The sequence below is a fragment of the Streptomyces sp. NPDC086777 genome, assembly GCF_040702065.1.
Classification (GTDB): domain Bacteria; phylum Actinomycetota; class Actinomycetes; order Streptomycetales; family Streptomycetaceae; genus Streptomyces.
This window is the reverse complement of record NZ_JBFBJI010000001.1, coordinates 322,326-337,946: the sequence shown is the minus strand read 5'-3', so window position 1 is coordinate 337,946 and position 15,621 is coordinate 322,326. Positions and strand designations below refer to the sequence as shown.

The window sequence follows — 15,621 nt, the reverse complement described above, 5'->3', positions numbered from 1 at the left end:
GACACTCCACCCGCGTTACCTCAACCGATTAACCCGACAGCTGACGCACGGGGACGTGCGCGGCCGTACGCTTCGCGGGGTTTACGCCCGGAACGCCCCCGGATGGGTCTGCTCCCGCACCGAGACGAACTGCTGCCGCACCGCCTGCCCGACCGCCAGCTCGTCCCCGGGCTCCAGGACCTGCGCCGCCGCGCCCTGCCACACCGGCGGCGTGCGCGGGTCCAGCGTCCCCTGCGAGACCCCGAGCGCCCAGGCCGCCTGCCGCGCGGCCCCGATCGCCGCGTAGTCCGCCGGCTGCGGTACGACGACCTGCGCGCCGAACAGCATCGGCGCCGCCGCCTGCACGGCGGGCAGTTCCGCGGCCTGCCCCAGCAGGAAGATCCGCCGCACCTCGACACCCCGGCCGCGCAGCACGTCCAGCGCGTCGGCGAGCCCGCACAGCATGCCCTCGAAGGCGGCCCGCGCGAGGTGCTCGGCCTTCATCGACTCCCGGCGCAGCCCGGCCAGCGTCCCCGCGGTGTGCGGCAGGTTCGGCGTCCGCTCGCCCTCCAGGTACGGCAGCATGACCAGCCCGTGCGAGCCGGGCGTGGACTTCATCGCCAGGTCGGACAGGGCCTCCAGATCGGGGAGCCCGAGCAGCTCGGCGGTGCCGCGCAGGGCCCGTACGGCGTTGAGGGTGGTGACGACCGGCAGGTGCATGCCGGTGGCGTCGGCGAGCGAGGTGATCATCCCGGAGGTGTCGGTGAGCGCCTCGGTGTGCACGGCCATCACCGAACCCGAGGCGCCGAGCGACACCACGGCGTCCCCGAACCCGAGCCCCAGCCCGAAGGCGGCGGCCATGGTCTCGCCGGTCCCGGCGGAGATCAGCAGCCCCTCCGGGGTGGTACCGGCCGCGTCGGACGGGCCGATCACCTCGGGCAGCATCGCCTGGTGCCCCAGGGCGAGTTCGACGAGGTCGGGCCGGTAGCCGCCGGTGGCCGCCGACCAGTACCCGGTCCCGGAGGCCCCGCCGCGATCGGTGGTCCGCCGCACCGGCCGCCCGAGCAGCTGCCACACCAGCCAGTCGTGGGCCTGCAGCAGTACGGCGGTCCGCCGGGCGTTCTCCGGCTCGGTCTTCGCCAGCCAGCGCAGCTTGGTGACGGGCTGCGCGGCCTGCGGCACGCACCCCACCGCCTGCGTCCAGGCCTCCCGGCCGCCCAGTGCGTCGATGAGATCGGCGGCCGCCACCTGGGCGCGCTTGTCGCCGCCGACCATCGCGGGGCGGACGGTGTTGCCCTGGGCGTCCAGCGGGATCAGCGCGTTCTGCTGCGCGGACACGCCGATGGCCTGCACGCCCTCCAGGAGCCCGCCGCCGGCGGCCTCGCCGAGGGAGAGCAGCCAGGCCTGCGGGTCGACGTCACTGGGGCGCGCCGCGCCGTCCGGCGTGTCGACCGGGTGCGGTGCGTACCCCTGGCGGAGCACCGCACCCGTGTCCGTGTCGCAGACCACGATGCGAGTGAAATCGGGTGAGCTGTCCAACCCGGCGACTATCCCCATGACCGAAATTCTGCCGCACGCACCGCTGTGGTTCGGCCGACGGGCACCTTCTGGGGGTGGGTGCCTGGTGGGGGCGGGCGACTGCGGGCGCGCCGTGGCCGGTCGCGCAGTTCCCCGCGCCCCTTGGGCGGAGGTGCCCGGCCGACGCCCGAAAGGGTCGTCAGGTGTTGCTGGTGCCCCAGTCGTCGCCGGCTGCGCCGTTCGTGTTGCGTTCGCGGAGGGAGCGGACGCGGGACGCGACCGAGTCGGGCATGCGGTCGCCGACCTTCTCGCTCACCGAGTGGATGGCCTTGCCGGCGTAGACGCGGCCCTGCTGGGCGGCGGTCTCCGCGGTGTTGCGGACGGCCGGGTTCTGGGCGACCTGGCGGGCGGACTTCTTCAGCTGTTCGTAGCGCTCTCGTCCGGCCCGCGTGCCGAGCACGTAACCGAGAGCGAGCCCGACGGCGAACGTGAGCTTGTAGCGCATGGCGGTGCCACCCTTCCGACGTGGGGGAGTACCGATTGGCGGAGCACCCCCCTGCTTGCGCTAATGTATGTGTCGCAGCGAGCGGGCGCCCCCTGGCGAATACCCAGGGAGCTACGTTCGATGCAACGAGGCATTCCTCCGTAGCTCAATTGGCAGAGCAGCCGGCTGTTAACCGGCAGGTTACTGGTTCGAGTCCAGTCGGGGGAGCTCGGTCCTCCGTAGCTCAATTGGCAGAGCAGCCGGCTGTTAACCGGCAGGTTACTGGTTCGAGTCCAGTCGGGGGAGCATGCTGAACGAGGACCCCTTCCGGGGTCCTTTTTCATGCCCGCGGGAACCGCCGGGCCTGCACCGATGTCCTGAAGGTCGTGACTGTCCGCAGAAGCCGACCAGCCGAGGCAGGAGATCGTATGAGCGGCTATGCTGCGGCAGACGGCGCGCACACTTGTACGCGACACGCCGCTATGGGGCGGTAGCTCAGCCGGTTAGAGCAGCGGACTCATAATCCGTCGGCCGTGGGTTCGAGTCCCACCCGCCCCACCAGTGCAGGTCCCTGGCCTGTGAAAACGTTCATTTTGCCCTGTCGGATCGTCAACTTCGCCTGAGCGGACTGAATCCGCTGCGCGTGACTTCCACCGCGTTGCCGACATCGGTAGTGCGAACGCTCCTGACCTGCAAGGATGTTCCAGTTCTCAGCGGTTGGACGTGCGGTGCACGGCTCCTGTGGGCGGTTGGGCGGTGGATTCCGGACGCCGGCTGGACGCGGGTAAACCGGAAGGGGTCGCTCCGGCGCCGAGTCATCCACTCTGCCCAGGGGTGTAGCAGGGTAGGCGCGGTGTGGTGGTGACCGGGCTCGCCTGGATCGTGCCGTTGCCGACGTGGCCGGTCGGCGAGGGGGGAAACGGGTTTGTCCGGCTGGGTGCGACATCGGTATGACGCCGGTCATCAACCCGAACTACGAGGCGCTCACCCGCCAGGTGGTGCCCGGCACCCCGCGCGACTCCCTTCACCGTCCGGGGGTCCCGGCACAAGCTCGCCCGCGACATCGCCACGGCAGGAAGGGCACCACGCACCAGGCATATGGGGACGGGACGGAAGATCAGTCGGGCTCGTTGGGTGTCGTTTTGAACGTCGTCGTTCTGCGGCCCCGCTCAAGCACATGAATGTGAACGTCCTGGGCTGCTACAGCTTCACCGCCAGCCTCCGGGCCGGCGGCAGCCTGCGGCCCTCGCGCGACCCCGACGCGGCTGGACTCGACGACGAGGACGGCGCGGAGGACGGATGACGTACGTCAACCCGTCATCGTGGCCGTGGACGTGATCAACGGCGCGTTGTCCCGGGCCACAGCCACGGTGCCGGTACCGGGATCCGCAACAGCGGCCGGGCGCGTGACGCCTTCGCGTATCCGCTTGCGGGCCCGGCAGGCGGACTGGCGGCACGCGGGTCGACAGTGGAGGGAGTCACGGCGGTGACCGTGCTTGTTGTGGGCAGGGTGTCGGTGTTTCGGGGCCACTCGGGCAGCGAGATCGGGAGCCGCTCTTCGGACACCGGAATGGAGAGAGGCCTCTCTTGACCGGGTGTGACATGCCACCGTTGGCGTAGTCGGCTCGTCGGGTCGGTTGGCCGCGTCAGGCTGTGCGGGAGGCTGTGCGGACTGGCGGGTCGTATGAGGAGTCCGTGTGTACCTATCACGTGATCGGACCCCGCAGGTCGCGGTCGCCGGCGTCCTCGAACCCGCCCACGAGGTCGCGGGCGACAGCTTCGACTACGCCCTCGACGACGACATCCTGCACGTCGCCACGGTCGATGCGATGGGCCACGGCCTGGAAGCCGCCACCATGGCGACCGTTGCCATCGGCGCCTACCGGCACGCCCGGCGCACCGACGTCGGGCTGTCCGGGATCTACGCGTTCATGGACCGGGCCATCGCCGGGCAGTTCGGGCCCGAGCACTTCGTCACCGCGCGGACGATGCGCCTGAACATTGCGACAGGCCGGCTGCAATGGGTCAACGCCGGTCACCCCGCGCCGCTGCTGATTCGCACCCACCGGGTCGTCCGGCAACTGCACGGCACCACCACCTTGCCGGTCGGCTTCGGTGGCGACGAGCCCCCGCTCAGCGAGCAGACGCTCCAGGCCGGCGACCGGGTGCTGTGCTTCGCCGACGGTCTGATCGAGGAGCACGATGTCCGCGGCGAGCAGTTCGGCGAGGAGCAACTCATCACCTGGCTCAACCGCATCGAGCACGCCGAGGAAGGGGTTCGGGCGGTGATGCGCTCCCTCTCCCGCACCCTGATCCGGGAGCGAGGCGGGATCACCAGCGACGACGCGACCCTCTTCCTGATCGAGTGGCGCGGGGGCGCGGCCGACCACCTTGCCACCCTGGAATGAGGGGGCTTCGAACTTGACGGGGTGTCGGCCATCGGCGGTCCTTCCGTGAACCCGGGCGGACGGCCGAACGCCCTGGCCGAGCAGCTCGCAGCGAGGCGGCCGGCGCGCGCCGCCGGCGACCCCCGCCGACTTCGGAGACGCGGAACGACCCGATACGGCCCGACTGGTGGTGCGTCTTCGGCGCCGGCTCTGGCATGTCACGCGAGAAAGCAGCGAGGTCTATCGTGAAGGTATGAGCGTGTTCATCAAACTGGTGGAGAACCGGCCCCCCAAGGAATACGCGGAGCCGGCGGCTGCGGATATCTCCTACGACGACATCACCGAAGGTGAGTCGCCCGCCACGTACGAGTACGACCTGCTTCCGAGCGGCGCATTGCGGATCCTCAGGGTGACCAAAGGCGAAGCCGCTGTCGTCGAATCGATCTACGCTCCCGGACTCTGGTTCCGTGTCCGGGGGCAGTGGCGCATCAATGCGGAATAGCAAGCGCTTTTCCGGCGGCCGGGCGCGTGCCGGTTTCTGGGCCCGGTCGCCGGTGCTTGAGGTCCCGAGCAGAATGTGCTCGTGCTCCGCGTCAGCCTACGGAATCAGGTCGGAAACCAGCTGCAGGTGTACCGTGGATGGTGGGTTGCGCACTCTCACGTGTTGCGCCTGAAAGGACGGCCCCGGCGGTTTCACCGGGGCCGTTTGGGGGATCATGCGGAGCGTGCCGGCGCGGCCACGACTCGGCGTCGCACCACTCGGTCCCGGCCGACGCCGTGAGGCTGGTGAGGTACTTCAGCAGCGCTGCTGTGGCCGGCTCCTTCTTCGCCGCCGCGGCCTCGCGGTGAGCCTCGGCTTGCGGAGTGCGGTCGATGACCTGCACAGTCTCCGTCCATCCCGCGCCGGGCCTGCCGGTGACCGCCGCCCAAAGGGCGTGGGTGGTCAGTCCGCTCCCATGGACGCCCTCCGTAACGGGACCCCCACCAACCCCTAGGAGCCGGTCTTGCCCCGGGGCAGCACGATGGACCCGGCATGGCCGGTGAGCCGGTCCTGCACGCACCCGCAGTGGGCCGCGTGGTAACGGATCCATCCATTTGTCTCCAGCAACTCGTATACGAGACGGTCGCCGTAGTACTTCGCATCCCTCGCCAATCCCGACACCGCCGCGGTGTCCCACCGGGCCCAGCCCCGCCACGGAGGACGTCACTCTCACGGTGGGTGGGGAACCGGACGAAAACCGGTGCTGCGGCCGGCCACCGGGCGCCCCGGCCATAGGTGTCGCGCACTGTCATTCTCATGAACGGTCATCTGCGAGAGTTCTGCGAGAGCCCGGGAAGCGATCACATTTTCGAACCGTGTTCTTCGCCGTCCTCGCCGTCGCCGGTCAGATCGAGCGCAACCTATTCCGGGAGGAGAATCTCGAAGGCCAGGTCACCTCAGCCGCCAAAGGCAACCACGGCGGACGCCCGAAGGTCATCGACGACGACATGCTCACCTTCGCCGTCGCCCTCAAGGACAAAGGTGTCCCCGTACCCGACATCGCGAAGAAGCTCACCATCAAGACCGGGAAGAACGCGGGCAAGAACCCCTCGGTCGCCTCCCTCTACCGGGCGCTCGCCGAAGCCGAGGAAGCCGCGATCGACGGCGGCCTGCCGCTGCGGCCCGAGCTCGTACACATCCGTCGGCCAGGGCGTACGTAGTGTCCGGCCGGTCTCGCCATCCGCGCCCTTCAGTGAACTCCCCGGTCAACGACCTGGTCCTATTCAGGTTTGGGCGTGGTGGCGATGAGGATCTGAGCGGCCTCGGTGATGTTGTCGGCGCGGACGGCGCGGGCCATCGCTTCGCGGGCGGCGTCGGCGGTGGTGTCCGGGGGAACCACCAACAGGGCGAAGTGGTCGTTGTGGCCGCGGGTGATGAGGACGGTGTTGTCGCCGACCGGGTCCGAGTCGAGGTGCACGACCTGGTCGTCGATGACCAGGCGAGTCGGGAGGCCGTTCCAGGCGGCCGCGTCCACACCCACGCGGGTGATCGGCCCAAGATGACCGGTCAACACGCGGATCAGCACGGGCAGCTCGGTCTCGATGTCGCGGGTACGGGGCCACCACGCGCCGTCCAGGAGCCCCTCCCTGGACCGCGTGGTCTCCAGCCGCAGCAGGGCCGTACCCGGTTCGACCGCCTGGTGGATCGCATCCGGCAGCAGCCGTCGGGGCGGGTGGGGAAGGTCGGTGTCAGCCATGTGAGTCTGCCCGTCTATGGGGTGCGGCCGTGCGTCGTCGCAGTTCGCGGCCGACGCCGGTGCCTGCCCGGCGACGTGCACGAGCCCGCCGTCGTTTTACGATACTCCCGCCGCCCGATCCGGCATCCGCCGGAAAATACCTGGTCACGGCGGTCAAGGTCCGCCGAACAGGCGTACAGTCAAAGCACCGGAGGTACTTCGCACACCGGCTTTCACGCGGGTGTCATTTCCGGCGATCACGAAAAACCGGGCTGTCGACGGGCAGCCCGGGGGCAGGTCCGCATCATGACCACGACCTTCGACCGGACTGCGCCCCGCGACCTCGCCGCAGAGCTTCCGGCACGCTTGTCCCTCACCCCGAAGACCACGCTCGCCGGCCGGCTGGACGGGGCCTGGTGGCCCTACTCCCGCGACCTCGAAGCCGAGCTCCCACCGCTCGCCGCCGCCCTGGAGAATCCCTGGGGGCGCATCACGCGCGTGACCGTGAACCCCACCCGCTGGCCCGTCGTCCCGCACACGGTTGCCGCCCACGGGCGCAAGCTGCACGTGGGCTGGTTCACAGAACAGGACCCCGACAAGATCATCCTGCTCTCCTACACCGTCGGGCGCTGGGACCTCCTTGTCGTCCCGCCCGAGACCGCACCCGCGGCCGCGGCCCGGCTGATGTCCGCCGCAGCGATCCCGGGCAGCGTCCTGACCGCGGGCGTCCTGATGAGCGACGAAGCCGCCATGGGGCGCGGCATCCGTGACGCCGTGCTCCGGGAAGCCACCTGGGAGGGCGAAGGCGGGGCCTGCATGTCCCCCTTCGGGATGCCAATGCGGCGAAGCGCCCTCCCACTGTCCGGAAACGGCCGGAGGTGAGTTCTGTGGAGACCCTCGTCATCATCGCGTGATCGTCCTCGCGATCGGCATCCGGATGCGCCTGATCCACCTGCCCCATGCTCAGCACGGCGCACGCGACCCCCTGCCGAGACCTCCCGGCTTTCTCGCCCACCCCGAAGGGAACACGCCCACGTGAAGTACATCGAGACCCAGACACTGGCCTCGCTCGGGCACGCCGAGGTACGGATCATCGCGCACACGCCCGAAGCCGCCCGAGCGGTCGCGGAGGCGCTTCGCCACTGCTTCGCCGGAGCGGAACAGCGCAGCTATCCCGGCCTGGACGGCGCCACCCGCCTCCACCTCACCGTGGACACTGCAACACCCGCCGGCCCCGCCCGCTCCTGGCTGGCCGCCAGCCGGAGCTCCGTCGGCACCGGCGCCCACGCCGACGAGACCTGAGAGCCCCCACGGGCCCCGGAACCCACCCCCGCACAGGGGAAGGACGCGGTCACCGCCTCGCCGGCGATCCGGCACACGAAGACCGAGGTGGAAGAGCACGACTGAAGGCCCTCCTGCACACGTGAAGGGCCTGGCAGGTGGTCGTGGGTGGGCTGTGCGGGCGTCTGGACGTGGAATTCTGGACGCCGGCTGGACGCGAGGATCCGGAAGTGGTGTCGCCCGGTGACCCCTGGGTGTCGGGAGACGGTCCAGGCCGCAGCGGACTGACCGCCAGGCGGCGGGTCGGTCATAAGCTCGGTGCCCGTCGGCACCGCGCGAACTTCACTGCCTGAGGTCGATCGTGCGGACCGGCTGCCCTGTCGCGCGGGCGATGGTTTCGAAGTCGCGGTCGTAGTGGAGCAGAGTGAGTCCCGCTTCTTCCGCGGCTGCGGCCACCAGGAGGTCCACGGGGCCCGCGCTGCGGTGTTCTCCCTTGGCGGTCAACTGTTCCTGGATGACGCGGGAGCGGCGGTAGACACCGTCGGGCATGGGGCACCAGGCGTAGTGGGCGTCGAGTGCTGCTTTCAAGCGGGTGCGGTCCGTGGCGGAACGGGCCGAGTAGAGGACTTCCAGTTCGGTGAGGTCGCAGATCGCGACGAGGCCGGCGCCGATCCTGGCGTCCCATTCGGCAGTGTTCTGGCGGAGGAGGACGCGGGCGAGGGCGGAGGTGTCGATGAGGTAGTCGGCGACGGTCACGCGTCCGCTCCGGCGTCGCGGTCATCGCGGGCCGCGTCTGCGCTCGTGGGGCGGTATGCGCGCTTGTCCATCAGCAGGTCGACGTCCAGAGCGCCCTCGGCCACCAGTTCGCGGGCCTCGTCGAGTGCCCGCAGGCGCCGGTAGCGGGCCGTGACTTCCCGCAGCGCCGTGTTGATGGTGTCGCGTTTGGTGGAGGTGCCGAGCTCTCTGGCTGCCTCTTCCAGCGCCTCGTCGTCGAGATCGATGACCGTACGACTCATGGTGACCTCCTCCGCTTGAGTGTATCGAGAAGGGTATATCAAGATACAAGATCTTTTGTATATTCCATGTGCCGGCGGTCGCGGAGCTGTGCGGTGAGCCTGAAGGCGAGATCGCCTCCCCTGCCTGGCGGCATCGTCGTGAACGGCGCGGAATTGCAACCAGAAGGCGGTGTGCAGGCCGCCGGGGCGGACGTAGGCGGCGAGCCGGTCGGGGGTGTCGGTCCAGGCTTCGGCGACGAAGGTGCGCTCGCCGGGGGTATTCGTCGGCGATCTTGCGCCAGGTGCGGTAGATGTCGTGGACGTCGTCGCGGTCCCAGTGGGGGTGTGGGGTCTGGCTGTCCGTCAGGTCGGGCGGTTCGGGGTCCTCGATGAGGCCGTGGGCGACGTCGATGCGGAAGCCGTCGACGCCCCGGCCGAACCAGAAGCGCAGGATGGACTCGAACTCGCCCTGAACGTCGGGGTGTTGCCAGTTGAGGTCGGGCTGCTGGGGGGGGAAGAGGTGCAGGTACCACTCGCCGTCGGGCACGCGGGTCCAGGCCGGGCCGCCGAAGCCGGACACCCAGTTGTTGGGCGGCTCGGCGCCGTCGGGGCCGCGGCCGGGGCGGAAGACGAGGCGTTCTCGCTCCGGGCTGCCGGGGGCCGGCGGTCGGGGCGGCCTGGAACCGGATGTGCCGGTCGGAGAGGTGGTTGGGCACGATGTCGGGGATGACGCGGATGCCGTGCCGGTGGGCGGCGGTGATGAGTTGTTCGGCGTCGGCGAGGGAGCCGAACAGGGGGTCGATGGCGCGGAGGTCGGCGATGTCGTAGCCGCCGTCCGCCATGGGTGACGTGTACCAGGGGTTGATCCACAGGGCGTCCACGCCGAGTGATTTCAGGTGGGGCAGGCGGGAGCGCAGGCCGGCGATGTCGCCGACGCCGTCGCCGTTGCTGTCGGCGAAGCTGCGGATGTAGGCCTGGTGGATGACGGCGCTGCGCCACCAGGGGGTGGTGGACATGGCGGGTTCCTTCGGCGGAGGGGCTGCACAGGGCTCACCGCGGTCTGGGCATTGGGGGGTTTTCCCCATCGTGGGCGGGACGGTGGCTGCGTAGGGTCGCAGTGACTGATCGCGATCCGACTCGATGCACACGGGGGAACCTCATGCGACGCCTGCAGACGCGTCTCCTTGCGGCAGTGGCTCTGGCCGCTCTGACCGGCGGCGGGCTCTCCGCGTGCTCGGTCCTCGACCAGAAGACCTTCGAGGACGATGCCAAGGTGCCCCAGAAGATCACCTCGATCCGCCTCGACAGCAGGAACGGCGGGGTGGAGGTGGACGCCTCGGCGGACGTCTCCACGGCCTCCGTGCACCGCAAGGTCAGCTACCGCGGTGACAAGCCGAGCGGTACCTCGTTCAGCGTCGAGAACGGCGTCCTGACGCTCTCCGGTTGCGGCAAGACCTGCGGCGTCGACTACGTTGTCAAGGTGCCCGCCGGCCTCGTGGTGACGGGAGGCACGTCCAACGGCAGCCTCACACTGAGCGATGTCGGCGTGGTCGATGTGCACACGGACAACGGCGAGATCACGGTGACCACGGCGACGGGCCCGGTGAAGCTGCGCACCTCCAACGGTGACGTCCACGTGAAGGACACCAAGGGCGGCGACATCGACACGCAGACGTCGAACGGCGAGGTGACGATCCAGACGGTCACCCCGCAGAACATCACGGCCCGCACGAGCAGTGGCGGCCTCACGGTCACGGCCCCGCCCGCCGACTACCGGATCTCGGCGAGCGACTCCAACGGCGACAAGAAGGTGGCGTTCAAGAACGACCCGTCGGGCAGGTACCACCTGGATCTGTCGACAAAGAACGGTGACTTGACTGTGAAGTCGACAGGCCGGTGACTTTCTTCGGGGCGGCCACTGGTCACAGCCTTCCAACCGTCTCTCGTCCGTCCCCCCTGCCGGCGGCTTCGTCGTAGCGGTACTCCAGTTCCGCCCCGGGACGGGCCCGGTGCCTCGGGTGCCTCGAACCTGGCGGTTCAGCTCTACACCTGCAACACCACGATCGCCCAGAGGTGGAGCGTCGGCTTCAACCGACCGCCTCGACGTCCCGGCACGGATCGGCTGCCTGCGAGACCCCGGGCGGCCGATCGACACCGTCCGGCGCGCACGCGCAGACGCCGGAGAACGTCAGGTCGCGGGTGCCGGGCGGGGCGGGTCCGGCCTGGTGGGCGTGTTGCCGCGGCCTCCCCCCTGGATCACGGGACCGGGACGGTTTCGTGGAACAGGTGAGTTGCGGGGGAAGCGGAGGCGCTACGCTCGGCGCTCCGAGAGGTGAAGAGGCGGTCAGCGCATGATCACAGCCGCGGGGCTGGTCGGATACGCGGTCCTGGTGGGTGCCGTGGTTCCGCCCGCGCTGGCCAGGGCCTCGTGGGCGCACCGGTCGCCGGCTGCCGCGGTCCTGGCGTGGCAGGGCCTCATGGCCACCTTCGTCGTCGCCACCGCCCTCTCGGCGTACCACGTGGTGACGGCCGAACAGCATGTGCACGACGGGCTGATCGGGCTGCTCACCGCGTGCGGACTGCCCGCGGACGCCTCTTCGGGCGGCGCCGCGCCGCCCACCTTCGGCGACGTCCTGGCGATCGCGGCACCCGCCGTGATCGTCCTGCTGCCGGCCGGATGGCTGGTCCGGTGCGCCTGGCGGGCGCGACGGGCCCGGAACCGGCAGCTGGACGTGCTCACACTCGTCGGCGAACCCGCGCCCGGGTACGACGCCACTGTCGTCCACTACGGCATCCCCGCCGTGTACTGCCTGGGCGGTCGCCGCGCCCGGGTGGTCGTCACCAGCGGCGCGCTGGACGTCCTCACGGACGAGCAACTGCGCGCCGTACTGGACCATGAGCGCGCTCACATCGCGGGCAGGCATCACCTGGTGAAGATCCTGGTGGACGCGTTCTCGCGCGCGTTCCGTGGTCTGCCGCTCGCCCGGCACGCCAAGGAGCAGACGAACCTGCTGCTGGAGATGATCGCGGACGACCGCGCCCTGCGGCACCACTCGAGGGCGGCGTTGGCGACGGCGATGTGCGAGGTCGCGGCGGGACGGGTGCCGGCGGCGGCGCTGGGGGCGGGGGGATCGGGAGTTCTGATCCGGCTGCGGCGCGTCCTGGCGCCGCAGCCCCGGCCGCACCGCGTGGCACGGCTGGGCGTGGTGGCGGCCACGGTCGTGGCTCCGCTCCTGCCTCTGACGGTGGCGTGCGTGCCGTGACCGCGACAGGACCCCTGTCATGTCCAACGTTTGGGCGTTGCGCGCAGCAGGAACGCCCGACGGTGCCCCGATCGCCGTCCTGAGGACGCCGATCCGGCCCGCCGGGCGCAATCCCGCCGGGTGACGGCGGTGAGCCGGTGGACGGCCGTCCCGGAGGGCAGGCCGCAGGCACCGCTCCCCTTCGCGGGCGAGGGCCACGGCTTCCGGCGCACGCCGGGCAACTGACCACCGGCGCGGTCCGGGACGCCGCCGGCCGACGGGGTGCCCGGAACCGGCCTGGTGGGTGCTCGCGGCGTCGGGCGCGGTCCGGGCCGGCTGCGTTGCCCTGCCGGCGCGCTCGGGCCGCTCGGCCGCGCGTCCCTGACGGGAACTCACGGCGGTGGCGTCGTGAAGGGGAACGGTAAAGGTCTCGTCATGTGCGTCTCCTGTGACTGAACGGTCCGCCGTCCACGAACGTACTAAGGACATCAGTAGATAACCCGCGTGACAACAAGGGAGAACTTCGTGTCCCGGCACCGCATTGCCCTCGTCATGGCCTTGGGCGTCGCCTCGGCGCTGCTGCTCACCGCGTGTGGATCGTCCGGCGGCGACGCCACGAACACCGGCGCGGCCGCACCGGCCGCCTCCGCCCCCGCAGGCACCACGGCACCCGCCGACGGCGGCTCGTCCGCCCCGGGCGGCGCCGCCGGTCACATGGTCAGCACGAACATGCTGATGTCCAGGACGATGTCCGGCATGGGGGCCGTGGTCACCGACGCCAAGGGCTTCACGCTCTACCGCTACGCCAAGGACCAGGTGAACATGTCGATGTGCACCGGCGACTGTGCGCGGACCTGGATGCCGGTCATGGCCGACGGCACCCCTGAGGGGATGGGCGTCCAGGCCAAGGTCGGCGTCCTCACCCGCGACGACGGCATGAAGCAGGTCACCCTCGCCGGCTGGCCGCTGTACCGCTACATGGGCGACACCAAGGCCGGCGAGATGAACGGCCAGGGCAGGAACGGCTCGTGGTTCGCCGTGACGCCGGCGGGCAAGAAGTCGGCCGCCTCGGGATGACGGGCGTCGCGTGCCCCGCGGAGGCCGGTCGCCGGCCGACGCCGTGTGCGTAGCTCGCTTAGTAGTTCCATATACCCCTGGCGGGTATAGTGGATGGATCGTGTCGGACGGGACGGAGCGCGGAAGGCGATGACGACAGCCACAGACCGGCAGGCCGGACCCCGAGGCGGCGCAGCGCGCTGCGCCCGGGCCATGGTCGTCGCACTGCTTGCCGCGCTCGCCGTACTCGTCCACCACGACACGGCGTACGCTGCCACGCCCGCCCACTCCATGAGCGCGACGGCGGGCACGGACCACACCCGGGCCGCCGTGACCTCGACGGCCGTCTCCGCCGCACGCGGCACGGTCCTGACCGCCGGGCACACGGCGATGGACGACGAGGGCGGCGCCTGCTGGGGTGCGACCATGCAGCACTGTTCGGCCGGGGACGTGAGCACGGCGAAACTCCTGCCGCCGCCTGCCGCCGGCACCGCCGTCCGGTCGGATGCCTTCCGTTCCGTGTCCGCCCCGCGCGATCCGGCCGGGACGTCGTACCGTGCGCCCCCCGATCTCTCCGTCCTCTCCCGGCTGTTGCTCTAGGCCGGACCCCGCGAGCCGCCGCCGCGCCCCCCGGGTGCGCGAGCGGTGCTGCCCGCGCGCAGTCCGGCCGACGGCACATCGAGTAGAGGACTTCCCACGTGAACGACATGTACGGCATCAACCGCCGCTCCGTCCTGCTGGCCGGGCTCGGCGCCGCGGGCGCGGGCGCGCTCGCCGCGTGCAGCAGCGGCTCCGGCAGCTCCACCCCGGCCCTGGTCAGCCCCGACGACCCGACGGTCGTCGCCGTCGAGAGGAAGCGCAGGACCACCGGCAGGACGCAGCACGCGACCCTGACCGCCGCGCGCGCCGTGCTCGACCTCGGCGGTGGGGTCACGGCGTCCAGCTGGGCCTTCGACGGCCGGACCCCGGGCCGGGAACTGCGGCTGTCGGTGGGCGACACGCTCGCCGCCGAGCTGTCCAACCAGCTGCCGGACAGGACCACCACCTCCATCCACTGGCACGGCATGGCCCTGCGCGCCGACATGGACGGCGTACCCCCGGCCACCCAGGCCGCCGTACGTGCCGGCGGCAACTTCACCTACCGCTTCGTCGCCGACGCCCCCGGCACCTACTTCTTCCATCCGCACGTCGGCGTCCAGCTCGACCGGGGGCTGTACGCCCCGCTCGTCGTGGAGGACCCCGAGGAACCGCTCCGGTACGACGACGAGTGGGTCGTCGTTCTCGACGACTGGGTCGACGGTGTCACCGGCACCCCCGACGAGGTCTACGCCGAGATCGGGCACGGCATGGGAGACATGGCGGATATGGGAGACATGGAGGGCATGGAGGGCATGGGCGGGATGGACATGTCCAACACGAGCATGGACAGCGGTGGTTCGGACGCGAGCGCCGCGCCGTCCGGCTCCGGCGGCATTTCGACGAAGTTCATGGCCATGGGGGCCCGGAGCAGGCTGCTCGGCGGCGACGCGGGCGACGTGAAGTACCCGTACCACCTGGTCAACGGACGTGTCCCGGCCGACCCCGACGTGTACACCGGCAAGCCGGGCAGGCGGGTGCGGCTGCGCGTCGTCAACGCGGGCGGCGACACGGCCTACCGGGTGGCGCTCGGCGGGCACAGGCTGACCGTCACCCACACCGACGGATACCCCGTTCAGCACCGGCAGGCCGATGCCCTGCTCGTCGGCATGGGGGAGCGGTACGACGTCCTGGTCACCCTCGCGGACGGGGTCTTCCCGCTGGTCGCCCTCGCCGAGGGCAAGGACGCCGGCGGCCTGGCGCTGGTCCGAACCGGTTCCGGCAGCGCACCGACACCGGCCGTCCGCCCGCGGGAACTCGACGGCGTCGTCATGACCGCCTCCAGGCTGACGGCGGCGGACGACGTCCGGCTGGCGACGAGGAAGGCCGACCGGGTGCACCGTATCGAGCTGACCGGCGGCATGGGCCGGTACGACTGGGGCATCAACGGCAGGCGGTTCGACATGAGCAACCCGACCGCGAACCCCCTCCTGGTCAAGCAGGGCGAGCGGGTCCGCCTGGACTTCGTGAACCGGACGACGATGTGGCATCCGATGCACCTGCACGGCCACACCTACCAGCTCGGCACCGACGGCCCCCGCAAGGACACCACCATCGTGCTGCCGAAGAAGACCGTGTCCGTCCACTTCGACGCCGACAACCCGGGCCAGTGGATGCTGCACTGCCACAACGCCTACCACGGCGAGGCCGGCATGATGGCGCTGGTGGCCTACCAGGCCTGACGAACGTCGGAGCGGGCTCTTCCGTCGGCACCGTCACCGCCGTGCCGACGGAAGAGCCGGCGGCCTCGGCCGTTCGCGCGCGGCGCGACGGCGTCACCCGTCCGCCTGCCGGCCGGGTTCCGCGAGCGGCCCCGCGTGCCCGGCC

Annotated in this window: 15 protein-coding genes, 3 tRNA genes and 3 pseudogenes; 14 read left to right on the top strand and 7 right to left on the bottom strand. The window is 70.7% G+C overall.

Going from position 1 to position 15,621, the window contains the following annotated elements:
- Positions 1-81: 81 nt before the first annotated feature.
- On the bottom strand, positions 82-1,536 hold the full coding sequence (locus tag AB0472_RS01555) for an FGGY family carbohydrate kinase (protein WP_366352372.1): 1,455 nt from the start codon (positions 1,534-1,536) through the stop codon (positions 82-84).
- 160 nt (positions 1,537-1,696) lie between these two features.
- Positions 1,697-2,002, bottom strand: coding sequence for a YtxH domain-containing protein (locus AB0472_RS01550; protein WP_366352370.1), 306 nt, complete (start codon positions 2,000-2,002; stop codon positions 1,697-1,699).
- A 134-nt stretch (positions 2,003-2,136) separates the two neighbouring features.
- Between AB0472_RS01550 and AB0472_RS01545 the strand changes: the two genes are divergently transcribed.
- The 6 genes and pseudogenes from AB0472_RS01545 to AB0472_RS01520 all read left to right on the top strand — a co-directional run bounded on the left by AB0472_RS01545 (position 2,137) and on the right by AB0472_RS01520 (position 4,870).
- A tRNA-Asn gene (locus tag AB0472_RS01545) sits at positions 2,137-2,209 on the top strand.
- A gap of 5 nt (positions 2,210-2,214) precedes the next feature.
- Positions 2,215-2,287, top strand: a tRNA-Asn gene (locus AB0472_RS01540).
- A gap of 178 nt (positions 2,288-2,465) precedes the next feature.
- Positions 2,466-2,542 (top strand) — tRNA-Ile (locus AB0472_RS01535).
- 465 nt (positions 2,543-3,007) lie between these two features.
- Positions 3,008-3,284 (top strand): annotated as a pseudogene (locus AB0472_RS01530) (hypothetical protein); the annotation flags it as partial.
- A 418-nt stretch (positions 3,285-3,702) separates the two neighbouring features.
- Positions 3,703-4,389 (top strand): annotated as a pseudogene (locus AB0472_RS01525) (PP2C family protein-serine/threonine phosphatase); the annotation flags it as partial.
- Between the two features lie 232 nt (positions 4,390-4,621).
- A complete protein-coding gene (locus AB0472_RS01520) occupies positions 4,622-4,870 on the top strand; it encodes a hypothetical protein (protein ID WP_362716723.1) in 249 nt (82 codons plus the stop codon).
- 489 nt (positions 4,871-5,359) lie between these two features.
- On the opposite strand, the gene AB0472_RS01515 is transcribed toward AB0472_RS01520, so the two are convergent.
- The gene (locus AB0472_RS01515; RefSeq protein ID WP_366352368.1) at positions 5,360-5,530 is read right to left on the bottom strand and encodes a hypothetical protein; all 171 of its coding nucleotides are present in this window, start codon (positions 5,528-5,530) and stop codon (positions 5,360-5,362) included.
- A gap of 194 nt (positions 5,531-5,724) precedes the next feature.
- On the opposite strand from AB0472_RS01515, the gene AB0472_RS01510 reads away from it, so the two are divergent.
- On the top strand, positions 5,725-6,069 hold the full coding sequence (locus AB0472_RS01510; RefSeq protein WP_366352366.1) for a hypothetical protein: 345 nt from the start codon (positions 5,725-5,727) through the stop codon (positions 6,067-6,069).
- Between the two features lie 59 nt (positions 6,070-6,128).
- On the opposite strand, the gene AB0472_RS01505 is transcribed toward AB0472_RS01510, so the two are convergent.
- On the bottom strand, positions 6,129-6,605 hold the full coding sequence (locus AB0472_RS01505; RefSeq protein WP_366352364.1) for a DUF5994 family protein: 477 nt from the start codon (positions 6,603-6,605) through the stop codon (positions 6,129-6,131).
- A 285-nt stretch (positions 6,606-6,890) separates the two neighbouring features.
- Here AB0472_RS01505 and AB0472_RS01500 point away from each other — a divergent pair, with 285 nt between their 5' ends.
- Together AB0472_RS01500 and AB0472_RS01495 are read left to right on the top strand one after the other, a co-directional pair.
- The gene (locus tag AB0472_RS01500; RefSeq protein WP_366352363.1) at positions 6,891-7,466 is read left to right on the top strand and encodes a DUF5994 family protein; all 576 of its coding nucleotides are present in this window, start codon (positions 6,891-6,893) and stop codon (positions 7,464-7,466) included.
- Positions 7,467-7,619: 153 nt separating this feature from the next.
- On the top strand, positions 7,620-7,886 hold the full coding sequence (locus AB0472_RS01495) for a hypothetical protein (RefSeq protein ID WP_366352362.1): 267 nt from the start codon (positions 7,620-7,622) through the stop codon (positions 7,884-7,886).
- A 321-nt stretch (positions 7,887-8,207) separates the two neighbouring features.
- On the opposite strand, the gene AB0472_RS01490 is transcribed toward AB0472_RS01495, so the two are convergent.
- The 3 genes and pseudogenes from AB0472_RS01490 to AB0472_RS01480 form a co-directional block, all read right to left on the bottom strand.
- A complete protein-coding gene (locus tag AB0472_RS01490) occupies positions 8,208-8,621 on the bottom strand; it encodes a PIN domain nuclease (RefSeq protein ID WP_366352360.1) in 414 nt (137 codons plus the stop codon).
- On the bottom strand, positions 8,618-8,881 hold the full coding sequence (locus AB0472_RS01485) for a type II toxin-antitoxin system VapB family antitoxin (RefSeq protein WP_366352698.1): 264 nt from the start codon (positions 8,879-8,881) through the stop codon (positions 8,618-8,620). The genes AB0472_RS01490 and AB0472_RS01485 overlap by 4 nt, the downstream gene beginning before the upstream one ends.
- 162 nt (positions 8,882-9,043) lie before the next feature.
- Positions 9,044-9,876 (bottom strand): annotated as a pseudogene (locus tag AB0472_RS01480) (alpha-amylase family glycosyl hydrolase); the annotation flags it as partial.
- A 176-nt stretch (positions 9,877-10,052) separates the two neighbouring features.
- On the opposite strand from AB0472_RS01480, the gene AB0472_RS01475 reads away from it, so the two are divergent.
- The 5 genes from AB0472_RS01475 (at position 10,053) to AB0472_RS01455 (ending at position 15,476) form a co-directional block, all read left to right on the top strand.
- Positions 10,053-10,760: a DUF4097 family beta strand repeat-containing protein gene (locus tag AB0472_RS01475; protein ID WP_366352358.1), complete on the top strand. Its 708-nt coding sequence runs from the start codon at positions 10,053-10,055 to the stop codon at positions 10,758-10,760.
- 451 nt (positions 10,761-11,211) lie between these two features.
- The gene (locus tag AB0472_RS01470; protein ID WP_366352356.1) at positions 11,212-12,123 is read left to right on the top strand and encodes a M56 family metallopeptidase; all 912 of its coding nucleotides are present in this window, start codon (positions 11,212-11,214) and stop codon (positions 12,121-12,123) included.
- A gap of 483 nt (positions 12,124-12,606) precedes the next feature.
- On the top strand, positions 12,607-13,179 hold the full coding sequence (locus AB0472_RS01465; RefSeq protein ID WP_366352354.1) for a hypothetical protein: 573 nt from the start codon (positions 12,607-12,609) through the stop codon (positions 13,177-13,179).
- 129 nt (positions 13,180-13,308) lie between these two features.
- Positions 13,309-13,758, top strand: coding sequence for a hypothetical protein (locus tag AB0472_RS01460; RefSeq protein ID WP_366352353.1), 450 nt, complete (start codon positions 13,309-13,311; stop codon positions 13,756-13,758).
- 107 nt (positions 13,759-13,865) lie between these two features.
- Entirely contained in the window at positions 13,866-15,476 is a 1,611-nt protein-coding gene (locus AB0472_RS01455) for a multicopper oxidase family protein (RefSeq protein ID WP_366352696.1), read from the top strand.
- Positions 15,477-15,621 lie beyond the last annotated feature (145 nt).

What these genes read in the sequence shown, in the direction of transcription:
- AB0472_RS01555 (WP_366352372.1), bottom strand. Translation starts at nt 1,536, where the DNA reads ATGGGGATAGTCGCCGGGTTGGACAGCTCACCCGATTTCACTCGCATC.
- AB0472_RS01550 (WP_366352370.1), bottom strand. Translation starts at nt 2,002, where the DNA reads ATGCGCTACAAGCTCACGTTCGCCGTCGGGCTCGCTCTCGGTTACGTG.
- AB0472_RS01520 (WP_362716723.1), top strand. Translation starts at nt 4,622, where the DNA reads ATGAGCGTGTTCATCAAACTGGTGGAGAACCGGCCCCCCAAGGAATAC.
- AB0472_RS01505 (WP_366352364.1), bottom strand. Translation starts at nt 6,605, where the DNA reads ATGGCTGACACCGACCTTCCCCACCCGCCCCGACGGCTGCTGCCGGAT.
- AB0472_RS01500 (WP_366352363.1), top strand. Translation starts at nt 6,891, where the DNA reads ATGACCACGACCTTCGACCGGACTGCGCCCCGCGACCTCGCCGCAGAG.
- AB0472_RS01485 (WP_366352698.1), bottom strand. Translation starts at nt 8,881, where the DNA reads ATGAGTCGTACGGTCATCGATCTCGACGACGAGGCGCTGGAAGAGGCA.
- AB0472_RS01470 (WP_366352356.1), top strand. Translation starts at nt 11,212, where the DNA reads ATGATCACAGCCGCGGGGCTGGTCGGATACGCGGTCCTGGTGGGTGCC.
- AB0472_RS01460 (WP_366352353.1), top strand. Translation starts at nt 13,309, where the DNA reads ATGACGACAGCCACAGACCGGCAGGCCGGACCCCGAGGCGGCGCAGCG.
- AB0472_RS01455 (WP_366352696.1), top strand. Translation starts at nt 13,866, where the DNA reads ATGTACGGCATCAACCGCCGCTCCGTCCTGCTGGCCGGGCTCGGCGCC.